The sequence below is a fragment of the Enterobacteriaceae bacterium ESL0689 genome, assembly GCA_029433525.1.
GTDB lineage: Bacteria > Pseudomonadota > Gammaproteobacteria > Enterobacterales > Enterobacteriaceae > JAQTIF01.
In genome coordinates this window covers 138,170-155,905 of record JAQTIF010000002.1, presented here as the reverse complement: position 1 = coordinate 155,905, position 17,736 = coordinate 138,170, and the positions used below count along the sequence as shown (strand labels likewise).

The 17,736-nt window shown below is 48.4% G+C and carries 22 protein-coding genes, 1 pseudogene and 1 riboswitch; of the genes and pseudogenes, 21 read left to right on the top strand and 2 right to left on the bottom strand.

The genetic code is table 11. The annotated features are described in order from the left end of the window. Positions 1–479 precede the first annotated feature (479 nt). On the top strand, positions 480–827 hold the full coding sequence (locus PT300_12460; GenBank protein MDF7681356.1) for a type II toxin-antitoxin system RelE/ParE family toxin: 348 nt from the start codon (positions 480–482) through the stop codon (positions 825–827). Positions 828–838: 11 nt separating this feature from the next. After that, a complete protein-coding gene (locus PT300_12455) occupies positions 839–1,141 on the top strand; it encodes an XRE family transcriptional regulator (GenBank protein ID MDF7681355.1) in 303 nt (100 codons plus the stop codon). A gap of 259 nt (positions 1,142–1,400) precedes the next feature. On the opposite strand, the gene PT300_12450 is transcribed toward PT300_12455, so the two are convergent. Beyond that, positions 1,401–1,961 (bottom strand): hypothetical protein, encoded by a 561-nt coding sequence (locus PT300_12450; GenBank protein MDF7681354.1) that lies wholly within the window; start codon positions 1,959–1,961, stop codon positions 1,401–1,403. Positions 1,962–2,348: 387 nt separating this feature from the next. On the opposite strand from PT300_12450, the gene PT300_12445 reads away from it, so the two are divergent. From PT300_12445 to PT300_12375, 15 genes are all read left to right on the top strand, one after another. Continuing rightward, a protein-coding gene (locus PT300_12445) for an IS1 family transposase (GenBank protein ID MDF7681353.1) occupies positions 2,349–3,043 on the top strand; the annotation gives its coding sequence in 2 pieces (ribosomal slippage) (positions 2,349–2,607 and positions 2,607–3,043; 696 coding nt in all). A 140-nt stretch (positions 3,044–3,183) separates the two neighbouring features. Continuing rightward, positions 3,184–3,402, top strand: a complete 219-nt coding sequence (locus PT300_12440) for an AlpA family transcriptional regulator (GenBank protein MDF7681352.1) — start codon at positions 3,184–3,186, stop codon at positions 3,400–3,402. A gap of 24 nt (positions 3,403–3,426) precedes the next feature. Then, a complete protein-coding gene (locus tag PT300_12435) occupies positions 3,427–3,744 on the top strand; it encodes a hypothetical protein (GenBank protein MDF7681351.1) in 318 nt (105 codons plus the stop codon). Between the two features lie 120 nt (positions 3,745–3,864). Next, positions 3,865–4,137 carry a hypothetical protein gene (locus PT300_12430; protein ID MDF7681350.1) on the top strand — a complete coding sequence of 91 codons (273 nt, stop codon included), beginning with the start codon at positions 3,865–3,867 and terminating at the stop codon, positions 4,135–4,137. Further along, positions 4,122–4,292 (top strand): hypothetical protein, encoded by a 171-nt coding sequence (locus PT300_12425; protein ID MDF7681349.1) that lies wholly within the window; start codon positions 4,122–4,124, stop codon positions 4,290–4,292. Before PT300_12430 ends, PT300_12425 begins: the two co-directional genes overlap by 16 nt. A 17-nt stretch (positions 4,293–4,309) precedes the next feature. Next, positions 4,310–4,564: a hypothetical protein gene (locus tag PT300_12420; protein MDF7681348.1), complete on the top strand. Its 255-nt coding sequence runs from the start codon at positions 4,310–4,312 to the stop codon at positions 4,562–4,564. 20 nt (positions 4,565–4,584) lie between these two features. Further along, positions 4,585–4,728 carry a hypothetical protein gene (locus tag PT300_12415; protein MDF7681347.1) on the top strand — a complete coding sequence of 48 codons (144 nt, stop codon included), beginning with the start codon at positions 4,585–4,587 and terminating at the stop codon, positions 4,726–4,728. A 573-nt stretch (positions 4,729–5,301) separates the two neighbouring features. Next, positions 5,302–7,317, top strand: coding sequence for an excinuclease ABC subunit UvrB (gene uvrB / locus PT300_12410; GenBank protein ID MDF7681346.1), 2,016 nt, complete (start codon positions 5,302–5,304; stop codon positions 7,315–7,317). Positions 7,318–7,578: 261 nt separating this feature from the next. Continuing rightward, positions 7,579–7,718: riboswitch (molybdenum cofactor riboswitch) on the top strand. Continuing rightward, positions 7,706–8,695, top strand: coding sequence for a GTP 3',8-cyclase MoaA (gene moaA / locus PT300_12405; protein ID MDF7681345.1), 990 nt, complete (start codon positions 7,706–7,708; stop codon positions 8,693–8,695). It overlaps the preceding riboswitch by 13 nt. A 22-nt stretch (positions 8,696–8,717) precedes the next feature. Continuing rightward, a complete protein-coding gene (gene moaB / locus PT300_12400; protein ID MDF7681344.1) occupies positions 8,718–9,230 on the top strand; it encodes a molybdenum cofactor biosynthesis protein B in 513 nt (170 codons plus the stop codon). A gap of 3 nt (positions 9,231–9,233) precedes the next feature. Then, complete coding sequence (moaC, locus tag PT300_12395) at positions 9,234–9,722, top strand: cyclic pyranopterin monophosphate synthase MoaC (protein ID MDF7681343.1); 489 nt, start codon at positions 9,234–9,236, stop codon at positions 9,720–9,722. Then, complete coding sequence (gene moaD, locus PT300_12390; protein ID MDF7681342.1) at positions 9,715–9,963, top strand: molybdopterin synthase sulfur carrier subunit; 249 nt, start codon at positions 9,715–9,717, stop codon at positions 9,961–9,963. The genes moaC and moaD overlap by 8 nt, the downstream gene beginning before the upstream one ends. 1 nt (position 9,964) lies before the next feature. Beyond that, positions 9,965–10,417: a molybdopterin synthase catalytic subunit MoaE gene (gene moaE, locus PT300_12385; GenBank protein MDF7681341.1), complete on the top strand. Its 453-nt coding sequence runs from the start codon at positions 9,965–9,967 to the stop codon at positions 10,415–10,417. A gap of 44 nt (positions 10,418–10,461) precedes the next feature. After that, positions 10,462–11,166, top strand: a complete 705-nt coding sequence (locus tag PT300_12380) for a Bax inhibitor-1/YccA family protein (GenBank protein ID MDF7681340.1) — start codon at positions 10,462–10,464, stop codon at positions 11,164–11,166. Positions 11,167–11,444: 278 nt separating this feature from the next. Continuing rightward, positions 11,445–11,849: a YbhQ family protein gene (locus PT300_12375; GenBank protein ID MDF7681339.1), complete on the top strand. Its 405-nt coding sequence runs from the start codon at positions 11,445–11,447 to the stop codon at positions 11,847–11,849. Between the two features lie 38 nt (positions 11,850–11,887). Here the strand turns inward: PT300_12375 and PT300_12370 are convergent, their stop codons facing one another. Then, complete coding sequence (locus PT300_12370) at positions 11,888–12,040, bottom strand: hypothetical protein (GenBank protein ID MDF7681338.1); 153 nt, start codon at positions 12,038–12,040, stop codon at positions 11,888–11,890. A gap of 65 nt (positions 12,041–12,105) precedes the next feature. Between PT300_12370 and rhlE the strand changes: the two are divergent. The 4 genes and pseudogenes from rhlE (at position 12,106) to rlmF (ending at position 17,630) form a co-directional block, all read left to right on the top strand. Continuing rightward, a pseudogene (gene rhlE, locus PT300_12365) lies at positions 12,106–13,407 on the top strand (ATP-dependent RNA helicase RhlE). Between the two features lie 102 nt (positions 13,408–13,509). Continuing rightward, entirely contained in the window at positions 13,510–15,654 is a 2,145-nt protein-coding gene (dinG, locus tag PT300_12360) for an ATP-dependent DNA helicase DinG (protein MDF7681337.1), read from the top strand. A gap of 35 nt (positions 15,655–15,689) precedes the next feature. Next, positions 15,690–16,649, top strand: coding sequence for a DNA-binding protein YbiB (gene ybiB, locus PT300_12355; GenBank protein ID MDF7681336.1), 960 nt, complete (start codon positions 15,690–15,692; stop codon positions 16,647–16,649). Positions 16,650–16,709: 60 nt separating this feature from the next. After that, positions 16,710–17,630: a 23S rRNA (adenine(1618)-N(6))-methyltransferase RlmF gene (gene rlmF / locus PT300_12350; GenBank protein ID MDF7681335.1), complete on the top strand. Its 921-nt coding sequence runs from the start codon at positions 16,710–16,712 to the stop codon at positions 17,628–17,630. The last annotated feature ends 106 nt before the right edge of the window (positions 17,631–17,736 follow it).

Below are 17,736 nucleotides of genomic sequence, written 5' to 3'. Positions count from 1 at the left end.
CCTTACAGTGAGGAGAAACGGGATGTCCTGTTCTTATCAATAAGAGCCTATCCCATTAGGCTATTTTACTTGCCATTTTGGCCCTGGGCAGTGCTCGAAATCCTCACGTACTCCGTGTACGCTGCGGTTTCTCCGCGCTGTCCGTGTCCAAACTGGCTGCGCCAATAACGCCTAATGGAATAGGCTCTAAAAATCTTCTGGCGCATAAACCATTCTTCCTTCCTGTACTGACAAACCGGATGTATTTCCTCTGATACGTAATATTGCCTGTGGATGGTGCCCTTAACCTGGCGTCACTCACAGCGCTTATGTGATCTGTACCGCAATGTGGCGATTGATTTTCACATTCTTAATCCAGTAACGGGAACATGTTTTCCACTTCCCGACAAATGGGTGTGCATTTGGTCTGACAAAACAGCATTATCTTCATTATTGATTTGCATCTATATAGTTTTTGATCTATATTATGAGAGGTTCCTGTGTGGGCTATTAAGACGACGGATCGATTTGACGATTGGTTTAGTGCGCTTTGTGCAACTGATAGGGCTTGTGTGCTGGCGTCGCTACTTGTTTTGCGGGAAAGGGGGCCGGGATTGCCCCGGCCTTATGTCGATACGATCAAAGGTTCCCGCTACAACAACATGAAAGAGCTGCGTGTACAGAGCCGGGGCGATCCTATACGGATATTTTTCGCTTTCGACCCTCACCGAACCGGCATTCTGCTTTGTGCTGGTAATAAGGTGGGTAATGAAAAACGCTTTTATCACCAGATGATTACGGTTGCCGATCGGGAATTGACTAATTATCTGAATATGTTAGATGAATAAGGAGTAATACGATGGGCAGAACGCTCGAACAGCTTCTTGCAGATGAAAAACCGGAAGTTATGGCCGATGCGCAGGTGATGGCGGCAGACATCCTGCTAAATATTCATCTTGCCGAACTGCGTGAGAAAGTGCAGAAAACGCAGGCAGAAATGGCTCAGGCTCTGGGCATCCGGCAGCCTACCGTTGCCAGTATGGAAAAGCCGGGACGAGATCTGAAACTGTCCACGCTGAAACGCTACATTGAAGCGACTGGCGGAAAACTGCGTCTTGATGTTGAGCTGCCGGATGGTTCTCACTACGGATTTGCACTGTAAAGAGCAGCGCTCTTTTTGAGAGCGCCACTTCGCCAGCCTGTATATACTGCCGCAGACTGAGATTTTTAACATATTGCGCCAGACCAGTGCGTCATTTTAACCACGCAGAACGGGAAAGTGACGCAAGCTACTTTTCCGTTCTGCACCAGAAAACTCAACGGCACCAGCACACGGCTCGATCCTGACACTATCTTTATCAGTCACTACAGTATGCGGACACGGTTTTTATCGCATGTTTTATGGATCTCAGGAGGGAAACTCATAGCGTATCTTTTTTGACAATGGTCATATCATCACGATAAAACTGAGTGCTTATTTCCGGCATGAGTGATTTTCTTCTGCCAGTATTAAACACGCGGAAAACTTTTCCTTCAAATGCAGGAGTTATGAGTGATTTACTGTTATAAGCAGGTTGATGGGCATAGATTAACAGTGATTCAATTGCATTGAGTTCGGTATTATCTTTACTGACAGGATCATAGTTTCCTTCACGCATTTCATGCCAGCTTGTAAATTCACCAAATGAAGCCAGGAAAATCTTAACCTCATCGCACTGATTAGAAAATCGGTTGTAATGTTCTGATAGTCTTTCTTTTATATCTCTTTCTGTTTTACCTATGTATAACAGCACATCACGGCCATATGTGGGATGCTCTCCATAAATCTGATAAAGGCAATACCAATCTTTTACAATACGGCTGGGTTTGTCCTGCGCTATAGCATCTAACGAGAATGGACCTTCCCAATATACAGCATAAATTTTAATCTTTTGATTTGTGTCACACATAAAAATATTCTGGAAATCCAGTGAGGTAATCATTATCGGCAACCGATATGAAAACTTTAGTTATCATTTTAAGTTATATTAATGCAACTATAATTTTCTTTCGCAAATTATTTAATAAAAACATGGAATTCATGGAGTAAATATAAATATCGGTGAATTAGATGAATCAGGAATAATACTGAATTGTATCAATACTGCATTATGGATTAATAAAGTCCGGCCAATTAGGCTATTTTACTGGCTATTTTACTGGCTATTTACTGGCTATTTACTGGCTATTTACTGGCTATTTATTGGCTATTTTGGCTCTGGGTAGCGCCCAAAATCCTCACGTACTATGTGTACACGCTACGGTTTTTTGGTCATGTATTCAACATATTGATCATGTTATATAATCGCTCTTTTTATCAGAGACACCAGATGGCTAAAATTGACGTAGCATGCCCGTTTTGTAAACAAACTGAACCCGTTAAAAAGCATGGCGTGGGTAAGTCCGGATTTCAGCGCTATCGTTGTCAGTCATGCTGTCGTACTTTCCAGACCGATTACGCTTATCGAGCCTGCCACCCCGGCATGAAAGAACAAATTGTTGACCTTGCTATGAATAATGCCGGTATCCGTGATACCGCACGGACTCTGCATATCAGCATTAATGCCGTTGTCCGCACTTTAAAAAACCCGCCCCACGATGTGTAACCACATTGCCGCTGGATAATCTGCAAATCCAGCTTATCTGTGAAGTGGATGAGATGTGGTCTTTTGCTGGCAGTAAAAAGCAGCAACGCTGGCTGTGGTATGCGTGGGAGCCTCGTCTCAAACGTATTATTGCGCCTACTTTTGGGCGCAGGAGCAAAAAGACACTGCGCAGGTTACTGAGATTACTGTCAGGTTTTCATGTCGCCTTCTGGTGTACCGATAACTTCAGCGCATATGACATACTGCCGGATAAAAAACATATCAGGGGTAAGCTTTACACGCAGCGGATTGAACGGGAAAACCTGAATCTGCGTAACCGGTTAAAGCGACTGAATCGTAAGACACTGGGGTACTCAAAATCTTTTGAGATGCATGACAGGATCATCGGTACTTTTATTGAGCGCGAATATTATGTTTGAAACAATATAAACATATTGAATACACCACCCTATTTTTATACTCCAAAAAAATCTGCGAAAAAAACTCTTTTCTGAACATCCCTCTTAAATCACAAGAAAAATCCATACAATTATCTCATCGAACAACACAGGAGATAAATATGATTCAAACCAATAAAGAAAAACATCCAAAGCTTATTCGTTTGCCCGAGGTAATGAACAGAACCGGATTCGGCAAAACGTGGCTCTATGAATTTATTAAGGCAGGTCGTTTTCCCGCACAGATAAAAACAGGTATCAGGGCGATTGCTTTTATTGAGAGTGAAGTGGACGAATGGATCGAACAGGCTACTACGGCCTTACGTGAAGTTTCAATGTAAAACGTTAACAATAAGGTGGTTATTATGATTTTAGAAATAAAAACAACAAAGCAGTTTAATGCAGTGGCAGAAAGGCTATTTAATGAGAACATTAATAAGCTGAGGGGAGATATGCCGGGGTTTTATAAGTCGCTGATGACAAATAAGAAAGAAATGGACAGGTTCAATGAGATTATTATCGATCTGACGAAAGAGCATTTTTATAAAGGACATGATGCACAAAGTGGGTATTGTCTGTTCAGAAATGTAAGCCAGATAAAAGTGAGAGCATTTTTACATTCACTCACCGGTATATGTATAAAAATATCTTCTCACTGTAAACATGTAAATCCTAACGACTAAATAACCACGATAAGTTCCTGCCATCATTTAATGATGAGGTTTACTTATGCCTGATATTGGTGGCGTCATAAATAAAAATCAGATGTTAACAACAAACCTTAATGAAAGAGAGGTAATAATATGTTCAGTTTTAAAAATGAAGCAACGGGTATGTTCTTTGGTATGTCATTGCAAATCTATTCAGATATGTTTAACTTGGCAGATGAAGATACGCAACGTGTGATATATACCAAGGTAATGGACCCGGAATTTATCAACAGTTTTATCGGGCTGGCAAACAAGCAGGTCTGGATTATAGCGAGCTGGAAAAACTACGGGCCTTGCGCGATGCCGCTAAAAACCCCGCTGGTCTGGCTGGCGCCGGCGTTCAGTTCGGCGTGGGGGCGGAATTAGCGAAAAATCTGACTAGCGCCAAGCCGGAAAAGGCGAGTGAAACAGGGCTGGTTGAACGGCTAACCGAGTTAAAACTGCTGGAGCGCCAGGGCATCATCACCGCTGATGAGTTCGAGGCACGCAAACAGGCACTGCTGGATAACCTTAAATTTTAATTCTGGGAGGTCTTTTTATGCGCATTCTGATCGGTGCCATCCTGCTGCTTATTATCTTCATATTAGCGGTCTGGAGCCTGCTATTAATCTGGGATATCAATATATTGCAGGGAATTGATGTCAAACGGGCATTACTGACATTGGGCCTGTTCGTTATCTATGTCGTGATTCTGCTGACGCTCGGTGCTTTCTTTTTTAATACCGGCCAACGCGCCTACGACCGCAGCCAGGGACGTATTGCCCATCCGAAGGTCGTCGATCGCGTTCGGTGACGGTGTTGGAGGTACTGCTGATGAATGAGCGAGCGGCACTGGTCTGCCGCCATAACACGCCACATCCTGATGCGGATTTTCCCTCCTGGGATGATGTACTGATAACGATCGGTGTCCGCCAGCCACAGGAAAGCGGGTTGCATATTAATTCCACTCAGTCGTGATCCTGTCATTCTTTCGCTGAATTTTTTTCATGATGTGCCGATAATGTCAACTAATGTTAGCAGGAAAAATAATTTTCTTTTTTTTGCCTGATCGCTTTTCTGACGACAATTTTTTCCGCATAGCGGTGGCTATAGCTTGCGAGGAGTTATCCACTATTCCTGTGGATAACCTTGTGTATTAGAGTTAGAGAAGTAGCGATAAGCCACGAACTACGCGGCTTATCGTGGAGTTGGTGTTAAACCCGTCTTTTAAATAATTTTATTAAAAATCAATAAGTTAAATAAAATCAATGACTATCAAAAAGTGCTCTGCTAGCGATACAAAAGTTTTCTTACCTTACTTGACAAATATTAAATGATCATTTCTTTTGGGGATAACCTTATAAACGGATAATTCATCCACAAGATGGATAATTTTAAGTCGCAACAACAATATCATCCACGATCAGAACGCGGGATATCACTATAATACTGTTGTTATATACAGATATGGTGGTTGGCAAAAGCCAGGATCAGGGATAGAATTAAACCTCGTTCGCTCAGATGTGCCATCCTCTTTTCAGAAGCAGAACTATGAGTAAAACGTTTACCCTGTACTCGGCCTTTCATCCTTCCGGCGATCAGCCAGAAGCTATCCGTCGTCTGAAAGAAGGGCTGGAAGATGGTCTCGCCCATCAAACCTTGCTCGGTGTAACGGGATCAGGGAAAACGTTTACCATTGCCAATGTTATTGCTGATCTGCAGCGCCCAACAATGGTACTGGCACCCAATAAAACGCTGGCCGCCCAGCTATATGGCGAGATGAAATCTTTCTTTCCGGATAATGCCGTCGAGTATTTTGTCTCCTACTATGATTATTACCAGCCTGAAGCCTATGTTCCCAGTTCGGATACGTTTATCGAAAAAGACGCTTCTGTGAATGAACATATTGAACAGATGCGCTTGTCAGCAACCAAAGCGTTGCTTGAACGACGCGATGTGGTGGTGGTGGCTTCTGTATCCGCGATTTATGGTCTGGGTGATCCCGATCTCTACCTGAAAATGATGCTACATCTGACGGTAGGAATGCTGATCGATCAGCGGGCGATTCTGCGTCGTCTGGCGGAACTACAATATGTACGTAATGACCAGGCGTTTCAACGCGGGACGTTCCGGGTACGTGGTGAAGTGATTGATATATTTCCGGCAGAATCGGATGATATCGCGCTACGTGTTGAATTATTTGATGAAGAAGTCGAACGTTTATCTCTCTTTGATCCCCTGACCGGTCAGGTTCAGGCGACGATCCCTCGCTACACCATCTATCCGAAGACACACTACGTGACACCCCGTGAGCGGATCGTCCAGGCGATGGAAGAGATTAAAACAGAGCTGGCAGACAGGCGTAAAATATTATTAGCCAACAATAAATTACTCGAAGAACAGCGCCTGACCCAACGCACACAGTTCGATCTGGAAATGATGAATGAACTGGGCTATTGCTCTGGCATTGAAAACTACTCACGCTTTCTTTCCGGACGTGGGCCTGGCGAACCACCACCGACCTTGTTTGATTATCTGCCCGCCGATGGTTTGCTGGTGATAGACGAATCTCACGTCACTGTGCCACAAATTGGCGGTATGTACCGTGGTGACCGGGCACGCAAAGAGACGCTGGTTGAGTATGGCTTCCGTCTCCCCTCAGCGCTCGATAATCGGCCGTTAAAGTTTGAAGAGTTTGCCGCACTGGTGCCACAAACAATTTATGTTTCCGCCACCCCAGGCCCCTATGAACTGGAGAAATCAGGCGAGGAGGTGGTTGACCAGGTGGTACGTCCGACAGGGCTGCTTGACCCGGTGATAGAAGTGCGCCCGGTGGCAACGCAGGTGGATGATCTGCTTTCGGAAATTCGTCAGCGCGTCGCGCTTAATGAACGGGTATTAGTCACCACGCTGACGAAACGGATGGCCGAAGATTTAACCGAATATCTTGAAGAACATGGTGAGCGTGTACGTTATCTCCATTCCGATATCGATACCGTTGAGCGAATGGAAATTATCCGTGATTTACGGCTGGGTGAGTTTGATGTACTGGTGGGGATTAACCTGTTGCGCGAAGGGCTCGATATGCCAGAAGTTTCGCTGGTAGCGATTCTTGATGCAGATAAAGAGGGCTTTTTACGTTCAGAGCGTTCACTGATTCAGACTATTGGCCGGGCAGCGCGGAATATTAACGGCAAAGCGATTCTTTACGCTGATAAAATCACGGCTTCGATGGAAAAAGCGATTAGCGAAACCGAACGGCGGCGTGAGAAACAGCAGCGTTATAATGCAGAACATGGTATTACGCCACAAGGACTGAATAAAAAAGTCGTCGATATTTTACAAACGGGCAGCAATATTGCCAAAACCAAAGCGAAAAAACGGGGCCAGTCACCCGCACCATTGACGACCGAAATGACGAATTTGACGCCAAAAGCACTGCAGCAGCAAATCCAGAAACTGGAAGCACAGATGATGCAACATGCCCAGGATCTGGAGTTTGAGCAGGCGGCACAGATTCGTGACCAACTACATCAGCTGCGTGAACAATTTATTGCGATGTCCTGATCCTGCCTTCCCCCTCCCATTACGCCTGCTGTGCCAGGCGCTGATTATTCCGATATATCAGGAATATAAACAGAAATAACGCGCTTATCTGCCCGCCAATCCAGCAAAATAGTGTCATTTTGTTTAAAAAATGGCCCACAACAATAAAATATTCTAATTTTTTGCTATTTTTTAGTTGAAAAATCTAATTTTTTCATTATGTATATGATTATATAGCGAAATAGGGTGTGGCAGAACATCTGTTTTCGCGTTATCATCGGCGCAACCCGTTAACACTCTAGCCTGAGTACCTGTGTCAGCAGATATGGTACTTTGGCCGTGACAAGCCTGGCTTGTCACCAGGGCGTGAGAAGAAATGACCACGTCTCCCGTATCCGGAAAGGTGTCCATGGTCACTCAGCTTACCGATGCATTTTCTCGTAAGTTTTATTACTTGCGCTTATCGATTACCGACGTCTGTAATTTTCGTTGTACTTACTGTTTGCCGCAAGGCTACCAGCCTGGCACGACGCGCAATAAAAGCTTTCTCAGTGTGAGTGAAGTACGTCGGGTGACGCGAGCGTTTGCCGCCCTTGGCACGGAAAAAGTCCGTCTGACCGGCGGCGAACCCTCTCTACGCCGTGATTTTTGCGACATCATCGCCGCTGTGCGTGAAAACAGCGCTATTCGTCAGATTGCGGTGACGACTAACGGTTACCGCCTGGCGCGGGATATTGATCGCTGGCGCGATGCCGGGTTAACGGCGATTAATGTGAGTGTCGATAGCCTTGATGCACGTCAGTTTCATGCCATCACCGGGCAGGATAAATTTCAGCAAGTGATGAGCGGTATTGATGCCGCTTTCGCCGCCGGGTTTTCACAGGTGAAAGTCAATACTGTCCTGATGCGCGACGTTAATCATTATCAGCTCGATACTTTCCTCGCCTGGATCAAATCGCGCCCCATTCAACTGCGTTTTATTGAGCTGATGGAAACCGGGGAGGGCAGTGAGTTATTTCGCCGTCATCATATTTCCGGTCATCTCCTGCGTGATGAGTTGCTTCGCCGTGGCTGGCGTCAGCAGAACCGTCAGCGTAGCGACGGCCCGGCGCAGGTTTTTTACCATCCGGATTACCACGGGGAAATTGGCTTAATCATGCCTTATGAGAAAGATTTCTGTGCCAGTTGTAACCGGTTGCGTATTTCCTCTATCGGTAAACTGCATCTGTGTTTGTTCGGCGAGAACGGCATCAGTCTGCGTGATCTGCTTGCCGATGATCAACAACAGGAAATGCTGAAAGCGCGTATTTGTGCGGCATTAACCGAGAAAAAACAGACACATTTCCTGCACCAGGGCAAGACTGGCATGACACAAAATCTGTCATATATTGGCGGATAATTTTATTTTCAGGAGCGATCAGATGAGTCAGTTCAGCACGGTATTTATCCCGACTCGTATTGCTATTCTCACGGTATCCAGCCGTCGCAGTGAAGAGGAAGATACCTCAGGACACTGGCTGCGGGATGCGGCGCAAAAAGCGGGACATCATGTCGTGGCAAAAAGGTTAATTCAAGAGAATCGTTATGCGATTCGCGCTGAGGTATCCGCATGGATTGCCAGCGATGATGTTCAGGTGGTGCTGATCACCGGTGGCACCGGATTTACCGAGGGTGATCAGGTACCAGAAGCATTATGTCCCCTGTTTGATCGTGAAATAGCGGGTTTTGGTGAAGTGTTCCGCTCGCTCTCGTTTGCTGAAATTGGCACTTCGACACTGCAATCACGAGCGGTGGCGGGTATCGCGAATCGCACCCTGATACTGGCGATGCCCGGTTCGCCCAGAGCCTGCCAGACGGCATGGGATAATATTATTGCTGCCCAGCTTGATGCTCGCACCCGTCCCTGTAACTTTATCGTTCATCTGAAGAAATAAGCTATGTCACCATTGACTCATATTAATGCAGCTGGTGAAGCACATATGGTAGATGTCTCAGCGAAAGCAGAGACAGTCAGAGAAGCGCGCGCCGAAGCCTATGTGATAATGCAGCCAGCGACACTATCGATGATTATTGAGGGTCGCCACCATAAGGGCGATGTCTTCGCCACCGCCCGCATTGCCGGTATTCAGGCAGCAAAACGGACCTGGGAATTGATTCCGCTCTGCCATCCCTTAATGCTCAGTAAAGTCGAAATTCAGTTACAGGCGCAGCCGGAAAAAAACCGGGTGCGGATTGAATCGTGCTGTCGTCTGAGTGGCAAAACCGGTGTTGAAATGGAAGCATTAACGGCGGCTTCGGTGGCGGCGTTAACGATTTATGATATGTGCAAAGCGGTACAGAAAGATATGGTTATTGGGCCGGTGCGTCTGCTGGAGAAAAGTGGGGGTAAGTCCGGCCATTTCCAGGTGGATAAGACATATGATTAAAGTACTGTTTTTTGCTCAGGTACGTGAACTGATCGGCTGCGCGGATTTAATGCTGGAGGCTCAGGATCTGCCAACGGTGAATGCCGTGCGTCAGCAATTGATAACGCGTGGTGATCGCTGGGCGCTGGCGCTGGAAGAGGGAAAACTGCTGGTGGCGGTCAACCAGACACTGACCACGTTCGATCATCCTGTCGTCGATGGCGATGAAGTGGCGTTTTTCCCCCCGGTTACAGGAGGTTAAGATGGCGCAAACACGTATTATCGTCAGCCATCAACCTTTTTGTGTCGGTGATGAATACGCCTGGCTGGCTGAATGTGATGAAGATGGCGCGGTGGTCACGTTTACCGGCAAGGTGCGCAACCATAATCTTGGTGATAATGTAAAGGCGTTAACCCTTGAACATTATCCCGGGATGACAGAAAAATCACTGGCGGAAATTATTGAGCTGGCCCGTCAGCGCTGGCCTCTGGGACGGATAACGATCATTCACCGTGTAGGTGAAATGTGGCCGGGTGAAGAGATCGTCTTTGTCGGGGTTGCCAGTGCGCATCGCAGTAGTGCCTTTGCGGCCGGAGAATTTATCATGGATTATCTGAAAACCCGGGCTCCTTTCTGGAAACGTGAAGAGACACCAGAGGGTGAACGTTGGGTTGCCGCGCGTGACAGCGATCATCAGGCAGCAGAACGCTGGTAATATGGTACGCTTAATGAAACATCTTTGTTAAACAGGAGACCGTTATGAATAGATTTCCACAGTCGAATTCTATTATACAGGTACGTAGTAATCTGCAAACGTTCATGTCTCAGGTGTATGGCTGGATGATGGTCGGCTTATTACTGACCGCTTTTGTTGCCTGGTATACCGCCCGTACCCCAGAAGTCATGGCGCTTATCTTTTCCAGTCAAATCACGTTCTGGGTATTAGTGATTATCCAGCTCGCGATAGTTTTCGTCATTTCAGGGATGATCATGCGTCTGAGCGCGGGGGTAGCAACCACGCTGTTTATGCTCTATTCGGCATTGACCGGGCTGCTGCTTTCCAGCATCTTCTTAATCTATACCGACTCATCTATTGCCAGCGCCTTTGTGGTCAGTGCTGGGATGTTTGGCGTCATGAGCCTGTATGGCTTTGTCACTAAACGTGATCTCAGTGGTTGGGGCAATATACTGATAATGGGTGTTGTTGGCCTGATTCTGGCTTCACTGGTCAACATCTGGCTGAAGAGCGATGCATTGATGTGGGCGACGACCTATATTGGTGTGGTGATATTTGTCGGCATGACCGCATATGATACCCAGATGCTAAAAAATATCGGCGAGCAGATGGATATCAGCGATAGCACAGCGCTGCGTAAAGCGGCTATTCTTGGCGCGCTTTCACTGTATCTCGACTTTATCAACTTGTTTTTGTATATCTTGCGTATTTTTGGTAATCGCCGCTAAGTGCTCCCTTTTTTCTGTGCAGCCGATCTTCTTGCTGGGAAAGGCGGGAAAACAGTGCGTCTATTCGCAAAAACCGCGTTGAGTGATCCCGCGCGGTTTTCCGGAAATCGACCACTCAGTGACCACCATCCAAAGCAGATGCCTTCATCTTTTTGAGCGTGTGACTTTTTGGTGGCGGTTATCTCATTCCGCCGGCCACAAAAAAATGTGCTTACCGGGAATTTTCCGTAAAATGTCATACCCTGAATGAGAGATAGCAATTCTGCAGGAGAAAAACCATGAGCTGGCAACAGCGTATACATGTTGCGACGGGACTCAGTTGCGGGCAGATTGTGTTGCACTTACTGGTATTAGCGGTATTGATAATCGGCTGGCTGAGTGGTGCGCTGGTGCCTGTTGCCCTCGGAATATGCATTCTGTACGTAGCTACATTACTGGCGATGCTGTTTTTACAATTTCATCGTGATGGGGAACGCTGGCGTGACACGGTTGATCTTCTTGAGGAACTGACCACCGCCTGGTATGTTGCCGTCATGCTGATCATGCTATGGTTGCTTTCGCATGTGCTACACAGTCATCTGCTCCTGGCGATAGTGGGACTCGTGACACTGACCGGGCCGGTGATAATGTCGCTGTTTATCAAGGAGAAAAAAGTCAACACGGTTTCTGCGCAACCCCGCTGAATCAATAATTGGCTGGTCTGGGCATATCAGAAACACATTCAGCCAGCCCCTGCGGTGCGAGTAATACGCCCGCTGGTGACCACCCGCATCGTCTGTCGCGGGTCGGTATCGATAGTGATCACCGTATCCGGATAGGCGCAGTATGACAAATCTGCTAGACTTCGCTGCTTTATGGCATTGTGGTTTGCCATTATCTCTTTACACAATCATCTCCCCGAAACTACGCCGCTAACGGCCGGGGCGGTCTGGAGTTGCTATGTCTTTTGATTTTCTTGGTCTGAATGCTGATATTCTGCGGGCGATCGCTGAGCAAGGCTATCAGGAACCCACACCTATTCAGCAACAGGCGATTCCGGCAGTATTACAGGGACGTGATCTGATGGCCAGTGCCCAGACCGGTACTGGTAAAACTGCTGGCTTTACTTTGCCGCTATTGCAACATCTTATCCAGCGCGAACCCGCAGTGAAAGGGCGTCGTCCGGTCAGGGCGCTGATCCTGACACCAACCCGTGAACTGGCGGCGCAGATTGGCGAAAACGTGCAGAATTACAGTAAATATCTGAATATCCGTTCGCTGGTGGTCTTTGGTGGCGTCAGCATCAATCCACAGATGATGAAATTGCGTAGTGGTGTGGATGTGCTGGTGGCGACCCCAGGCCGCTTGTTGGATCTGGAGCACCAGAACGCGGTGAGTCTGGACAAAGTGGAAATTCTGGTGCTGGATGAAGCGGATCGTATGCTGGATATGGGATTTATCCATGACATTCGTCGGGTGCTGGCAAAACTGCCCGCCAGACGGCAGAACTTATTATTCTCTGCGACCTTCTCTGATGAGATCAAAGCATTGGCAGAAAAGATCCTCCATGATCCGCTGGAGGTGGCGGTAGCGCGCCGTAATACCGCCTCAGAGCAGGTCACGCAGCATGTTCATTTTGTTGATAAAAAACGTAAACGTGAGCTGTTATCGCAAATGATCGGTGAAGGTAACTGGCAACAAGTGCTGGTTTTTACCCGTACCAAGCATGGCGCTAACCATTTGGCTGAACAACTGAATAAAGATGGTATTCGCAGCGCGGCCATCCACGGGAATAAAAGCCAGGGTGCGCGTACCCGGGCGTTGGCTGATTTTAAATCTGGTGATATTCGCGTGCTGGTGGCGACCGATATTGCCGCGCGGGGCCTTGATATCGAAGAGTTGCCCTATGTGGTGAATTACGAATTACCGAATGTGCCAGAAGATTATGTTCACCGGATTGGTCGTACCGGACGCGCTGCCGCGACAGGAGAAGCGTTGTCATTAGTCTGCGTGGATGAACATAAATTGCTGCAGGATATTGAACGGCTGCTGAGAAAAGAGATCCCACGCATTGCGCTTGCGGGCTATGATCCTGATCCGACCATTAAAGCCGAACCGATTCAGAATGGCCGCCAGCAACGTGGTCGCCGTGACCAGGGGCAAAGTCGCAATAATAGCCCAAGTCAGCGGCGTTCAGCGAATAACTCACCACGTCGCCATGAAGGAACGGCTAACGTATGGCAGCAGAATAGCCCGTCACCACGTCGCCGACGCAGAGCGGCAGATGAATAACTGAAAAACATACCACCAGGCGAGTAAAAGTGACACAATAGTGGTTATTTATACAGTATCCAGGTCTGTTTTATGGCTTTGACTCCTGCGCTAAGAACACAAATTATCGCCTGGTATAAGATGTTACAGGCACAGATCCCTGATTTTATCCCACGTGCTGCACAGCGGCAGATGATTGCCGAAGTCGCGAAAACGCTGACCGGAGAAGCAGGACGCCATCTGGTGCTGGAAGCGCCGACCGGAGTGGGGAAAACCCTGTCATATCTCATTCCCGGTATTGCGATTGCTCGTGAACAGCAGAAAACGCTGGTGGTCAGTACGGCGAACGTGGCGCTTCAGGATCAGATCGACAAAAAAGATTTACCGTTGCTGGCGAAAATAATCCCGGAGCTCCGTTTTACGGCGGCGTTTGGCCGCGGACGCTATATTTGTCCGCGTAATCTGGCCGCGATGGCCAGCAGCGATCCGCAACAACAGGAGATGCTGGCATTTCTTGATGACGATCTAACGGCGAAGAGCCACGCTGAACAGCAGTTATGCGCCACTCTGAAGCGCGATCTTGATAGCCATCGCTGGGACGGTCTGCGGGATCATCATGATCAGGTGATTGATGACGGATTATGGCAGCGTCTGAGTACGGATAAATCCAGTTGTCTGAACCGCAACTGTTATTATTATCGCGAATGTCCGTTTTTTATTGCCCGGCGCGAAATCCAGGAAGCAGAAGTCGTCGTGACGAATCATGCCTTAGTGATGGCGGCGATGGAGAGTGGGTCGGTACTGCCGGAAGCTAAAGATATATTGCTGATCGTGGATGAAGGACATCATTTGCCGGATGTCGCCCGTGATGCGCTGGAGATGAGCGCAGAAATAACGACATCATGGTATCGCCTGCAGTTAGATCTGTTCAGTAAACTGGTGGCAAGTTGTCTGGCACAATTCCCTGCCGCCAGTACGCCACCCCTGGCGCAACCTGAGCGACTGACGGCACATTGTGAAGAGCTGTATGATCTGATCCTGTCGCTGAACACCCGACTCAGTGTGTATCTGCCTGCCGATCAAGTGGCAGAGTATCGTTTTCCACTGGGCGTATTACCGCAGGAGATCATCATGTTCTGTCAACGGCTGGCGAAATTGAGCGACAAACTACGTGGGCTGGCAGAACGGTTACTGGATGATCTGGGAGAAAAAAACGGCCGTCAGGATGCAGTACGTCTGCATCGAATGTTACTGCAAATGAACCGTGCGCTGGCGATGTTAGAGAACCAGAGTAAGCTGTGGCGGCTGGCATCGCTGACGCAGTCATCCGGGGCGCCGGTCAGTAAATGGGTCACCTGTGAGCGGCGTGAAGGCCAGGTGCATACTCAATTTCACTGCGTCGGCATCCGCGTGAGTGGGCAGCTGGAAAAACTCTTATGGCAGAATGTACCGCATATTGTGGTCACCTCGGCGACGCTGCGTTCACTGAATCATTTTTCTCGCCTGCAGGAGATCAGCGGCCTGAGTGAACAGGCTGGCGATCGATTTGTTGTCCTCGACTCCCCGTTTAATCATGCGCTTCAGGGGAAAATTATTATTCCACAGATGCATTATGAGCCGCGGATCGATAACGAAGAACAGCATATTGCCGAAATGGCCTCTTATTTTCGTCAGCAGGTCATCAGTCAACAGCACCGTGGCATGTTAGTCCTGTTCGCCAGTGGGCGAGCGATGCAGCGTTTTCTGGATTATGTCAGTGATTTGCGTTTACTGCTGTTAGTCCAGGGGGATCAGCCCCGTTACCGGCTGGTCGAGCTGCATCGTAAAAGGATAGAAAACGATGAATCCAGTGTGCTGGTCGGATTGCAATCCTTTGCGGAGGGCCTCGATTTAAAGGGGGATTTACTGACCCAGGTGCATATTCATAAAATCGCCTTTCCCCCGATCGACAGCCCGGTGGTGATGACCGAAAGCGAATGGTTAAAAAGTCTGCATCGTCAACCGTTTGCCGTACAGAGCCTGCCAGATGCCTCTTTCACGCTGATCCAGCAAGTCGGACGTCTGATTCGTAGTCACCTGTGCCGGGGCGAAGTGGTGATTTATGACCGACGACTGTTAACAAAAAGTTATGGTAAACAGTTGCTGGCGGCATTACCTGTTTTCCCAATAGAGCAGCCCGCGCTCCCCGAGGTCATGGTAAAAAGCAAAACCCAACAGCGCCGCCGTTCCCGGCGTTAACCGTACCACGCGAATGATGTGAACAGGAGTGGGTCATGGATTATGGCAAAATAATAAAACAGATGGGACGAGGCAGAAATCAGGCGCGTCCTCTTGATGAACAGACAGCTTATGCGCTTTATTCACGGATCCTGCAAGGCGACGTGCCTGATATGGAACTGGGCGCCATTTTAATCGCCTTGCGTATCAAGGGCGAAGAGGTGGCGGAGTTGCGCGGATTCTATCGGGCGATGCAGCAACATGTGGTATCACTGAAACCGCCAGCCAATAAGCCGATGCCGATTGTGATCCCCAGTTATAATGGTGCGCGTAAACAGGCGAATCTGACCCCATTACTGGCGATGATGCTGCATAAACTGGGTTTTCCGGTGGTGGTGCATGGCGTGAGTGATGATCCCGACCGGGTGCTGACAGAAACCATTTTTGCCTCGCTGGGGATACCTATGATGCGGCAACCCGTGCAGATACAGCCACAGTTGGATAAACAGGGGCTGGTGTATATTCCGGTAAGCACTTTCTGTCCACCGCTGGCAAAACAGCTGGCGTTGCGCTGGCACATGGGGGTGCGTAACAGTGCGCATGTGCTGGCGAAGCTGGCAACACCGTTTGACGAAGCCGCAGCATTGCGGCTGACCAGCGTGTCTCATCCGCAATATAGCAATAAAATAGCCAGTTTTTTTACTGGCGGTGGTCGGGCGTTAATCCTCCAGGGAAGTGAAGGGGAAGTCTATGCGCGCCCGCAACGTTGTCCGTCAATCCATCTGGCAGAAGGGCAGGCGGTACAGACATTGTATACCAGCGTCGCCACGGAAAATGCGCTGATACTGCCGGAATCGATAGATCCTCAGGTCACCGCACGCTGGACGGAACGCTGTCTCGCCGGAGATCAAGCGCTGCCATTATCGCTGCAAATACAGTTAGCGTGCTGCCTGTTAGCGACAGGGAGAGTGGCTTCGCTGGCACAAGGCATGGAGGCTGTGGCGGCGTATGGCTAAACAGGCGCGAAACAATAACGCGACCAAAATCATTGACGCGGCTATTAACAGGAGATTGCCATGAACGTGCGCAAGCCAGGGTTACATCCGCGTAACCATCATCATCAACGTTATGATTTTCCCGCGCTGTGCCAGAAAATCCCGGCTCTTCAGCGTTTTATCGTGCTTAATCCTGCCGGGGAGCAGTCGATCGATTTTGCTGATCCGCTGGCGGTGAAAATGCTGAATAAAGCCCTGCTGGCCTGCTTTTATGGCGTCGAAAACTGGGATATTCCCGATGGTTTTCTGTGCCCTCCGGTGCCAGGACGGGCAGACTATATTCACCACCTGTCTGATTTGCTGGCGCTGGATAGCGGTAAAGTTCCTGATAACGCTACCTTGCTTGATATTGGCTCCGGGGCGAATTTAATCTATCCGCTGATTGGTGTCCGGGAGTATGGCTGGCGTTTTACCGGCAGTGAAATTAACCGACAAGCGTTTGCCAGCGCCCAGGCGATTATTCAGGGCAATCCTGGATTAGCCAGCAAAATTCGTCTGCGTCATCAGAAAAAAAACGACGCGATTTTTAATGGCGTGATTCATAAGAATGAGTTTTATGATGCCACATTGTGTAATCCACCGTTTTATGACTCCGCCGCCAGTGCGCAGATGAGTGGAGAACGTAAACGGCGCAATCTGGGGCTGGAGGAGGCCAGGGGACTGAACTTTGGTGGTCAGCCGCAGGAGTTGTGGTGCGCAGGCGGGGAGGTGGCGTTTATTAGCCAGATGATTACAGAGAGTCAGCAGTTTTCCCGTCAGGTGAAGTGGTTTACTTCGCTGGTATCACGCGGCGATAATTTACCCCTGCTCTATCGTATGCTGAGCAAGGTGGGGGCGCTGAAAGTGGTGAAAAAAGAGATGGCCCAGGGGAACAAACAGAGTCGTTTTATCGCCTGGACCTTTATGGATGAAACCAAACGTCGCCGTCCGTTACCACGCTAGTGGTCGCCTGTACCGGCTCAATAGCACGAAGCGTTTCTTTCCTGTTTTTCTGGCCCACTCGATTGACTGGGCCAGAAAACAGTGACTTTATGTCATTCGTGACGAC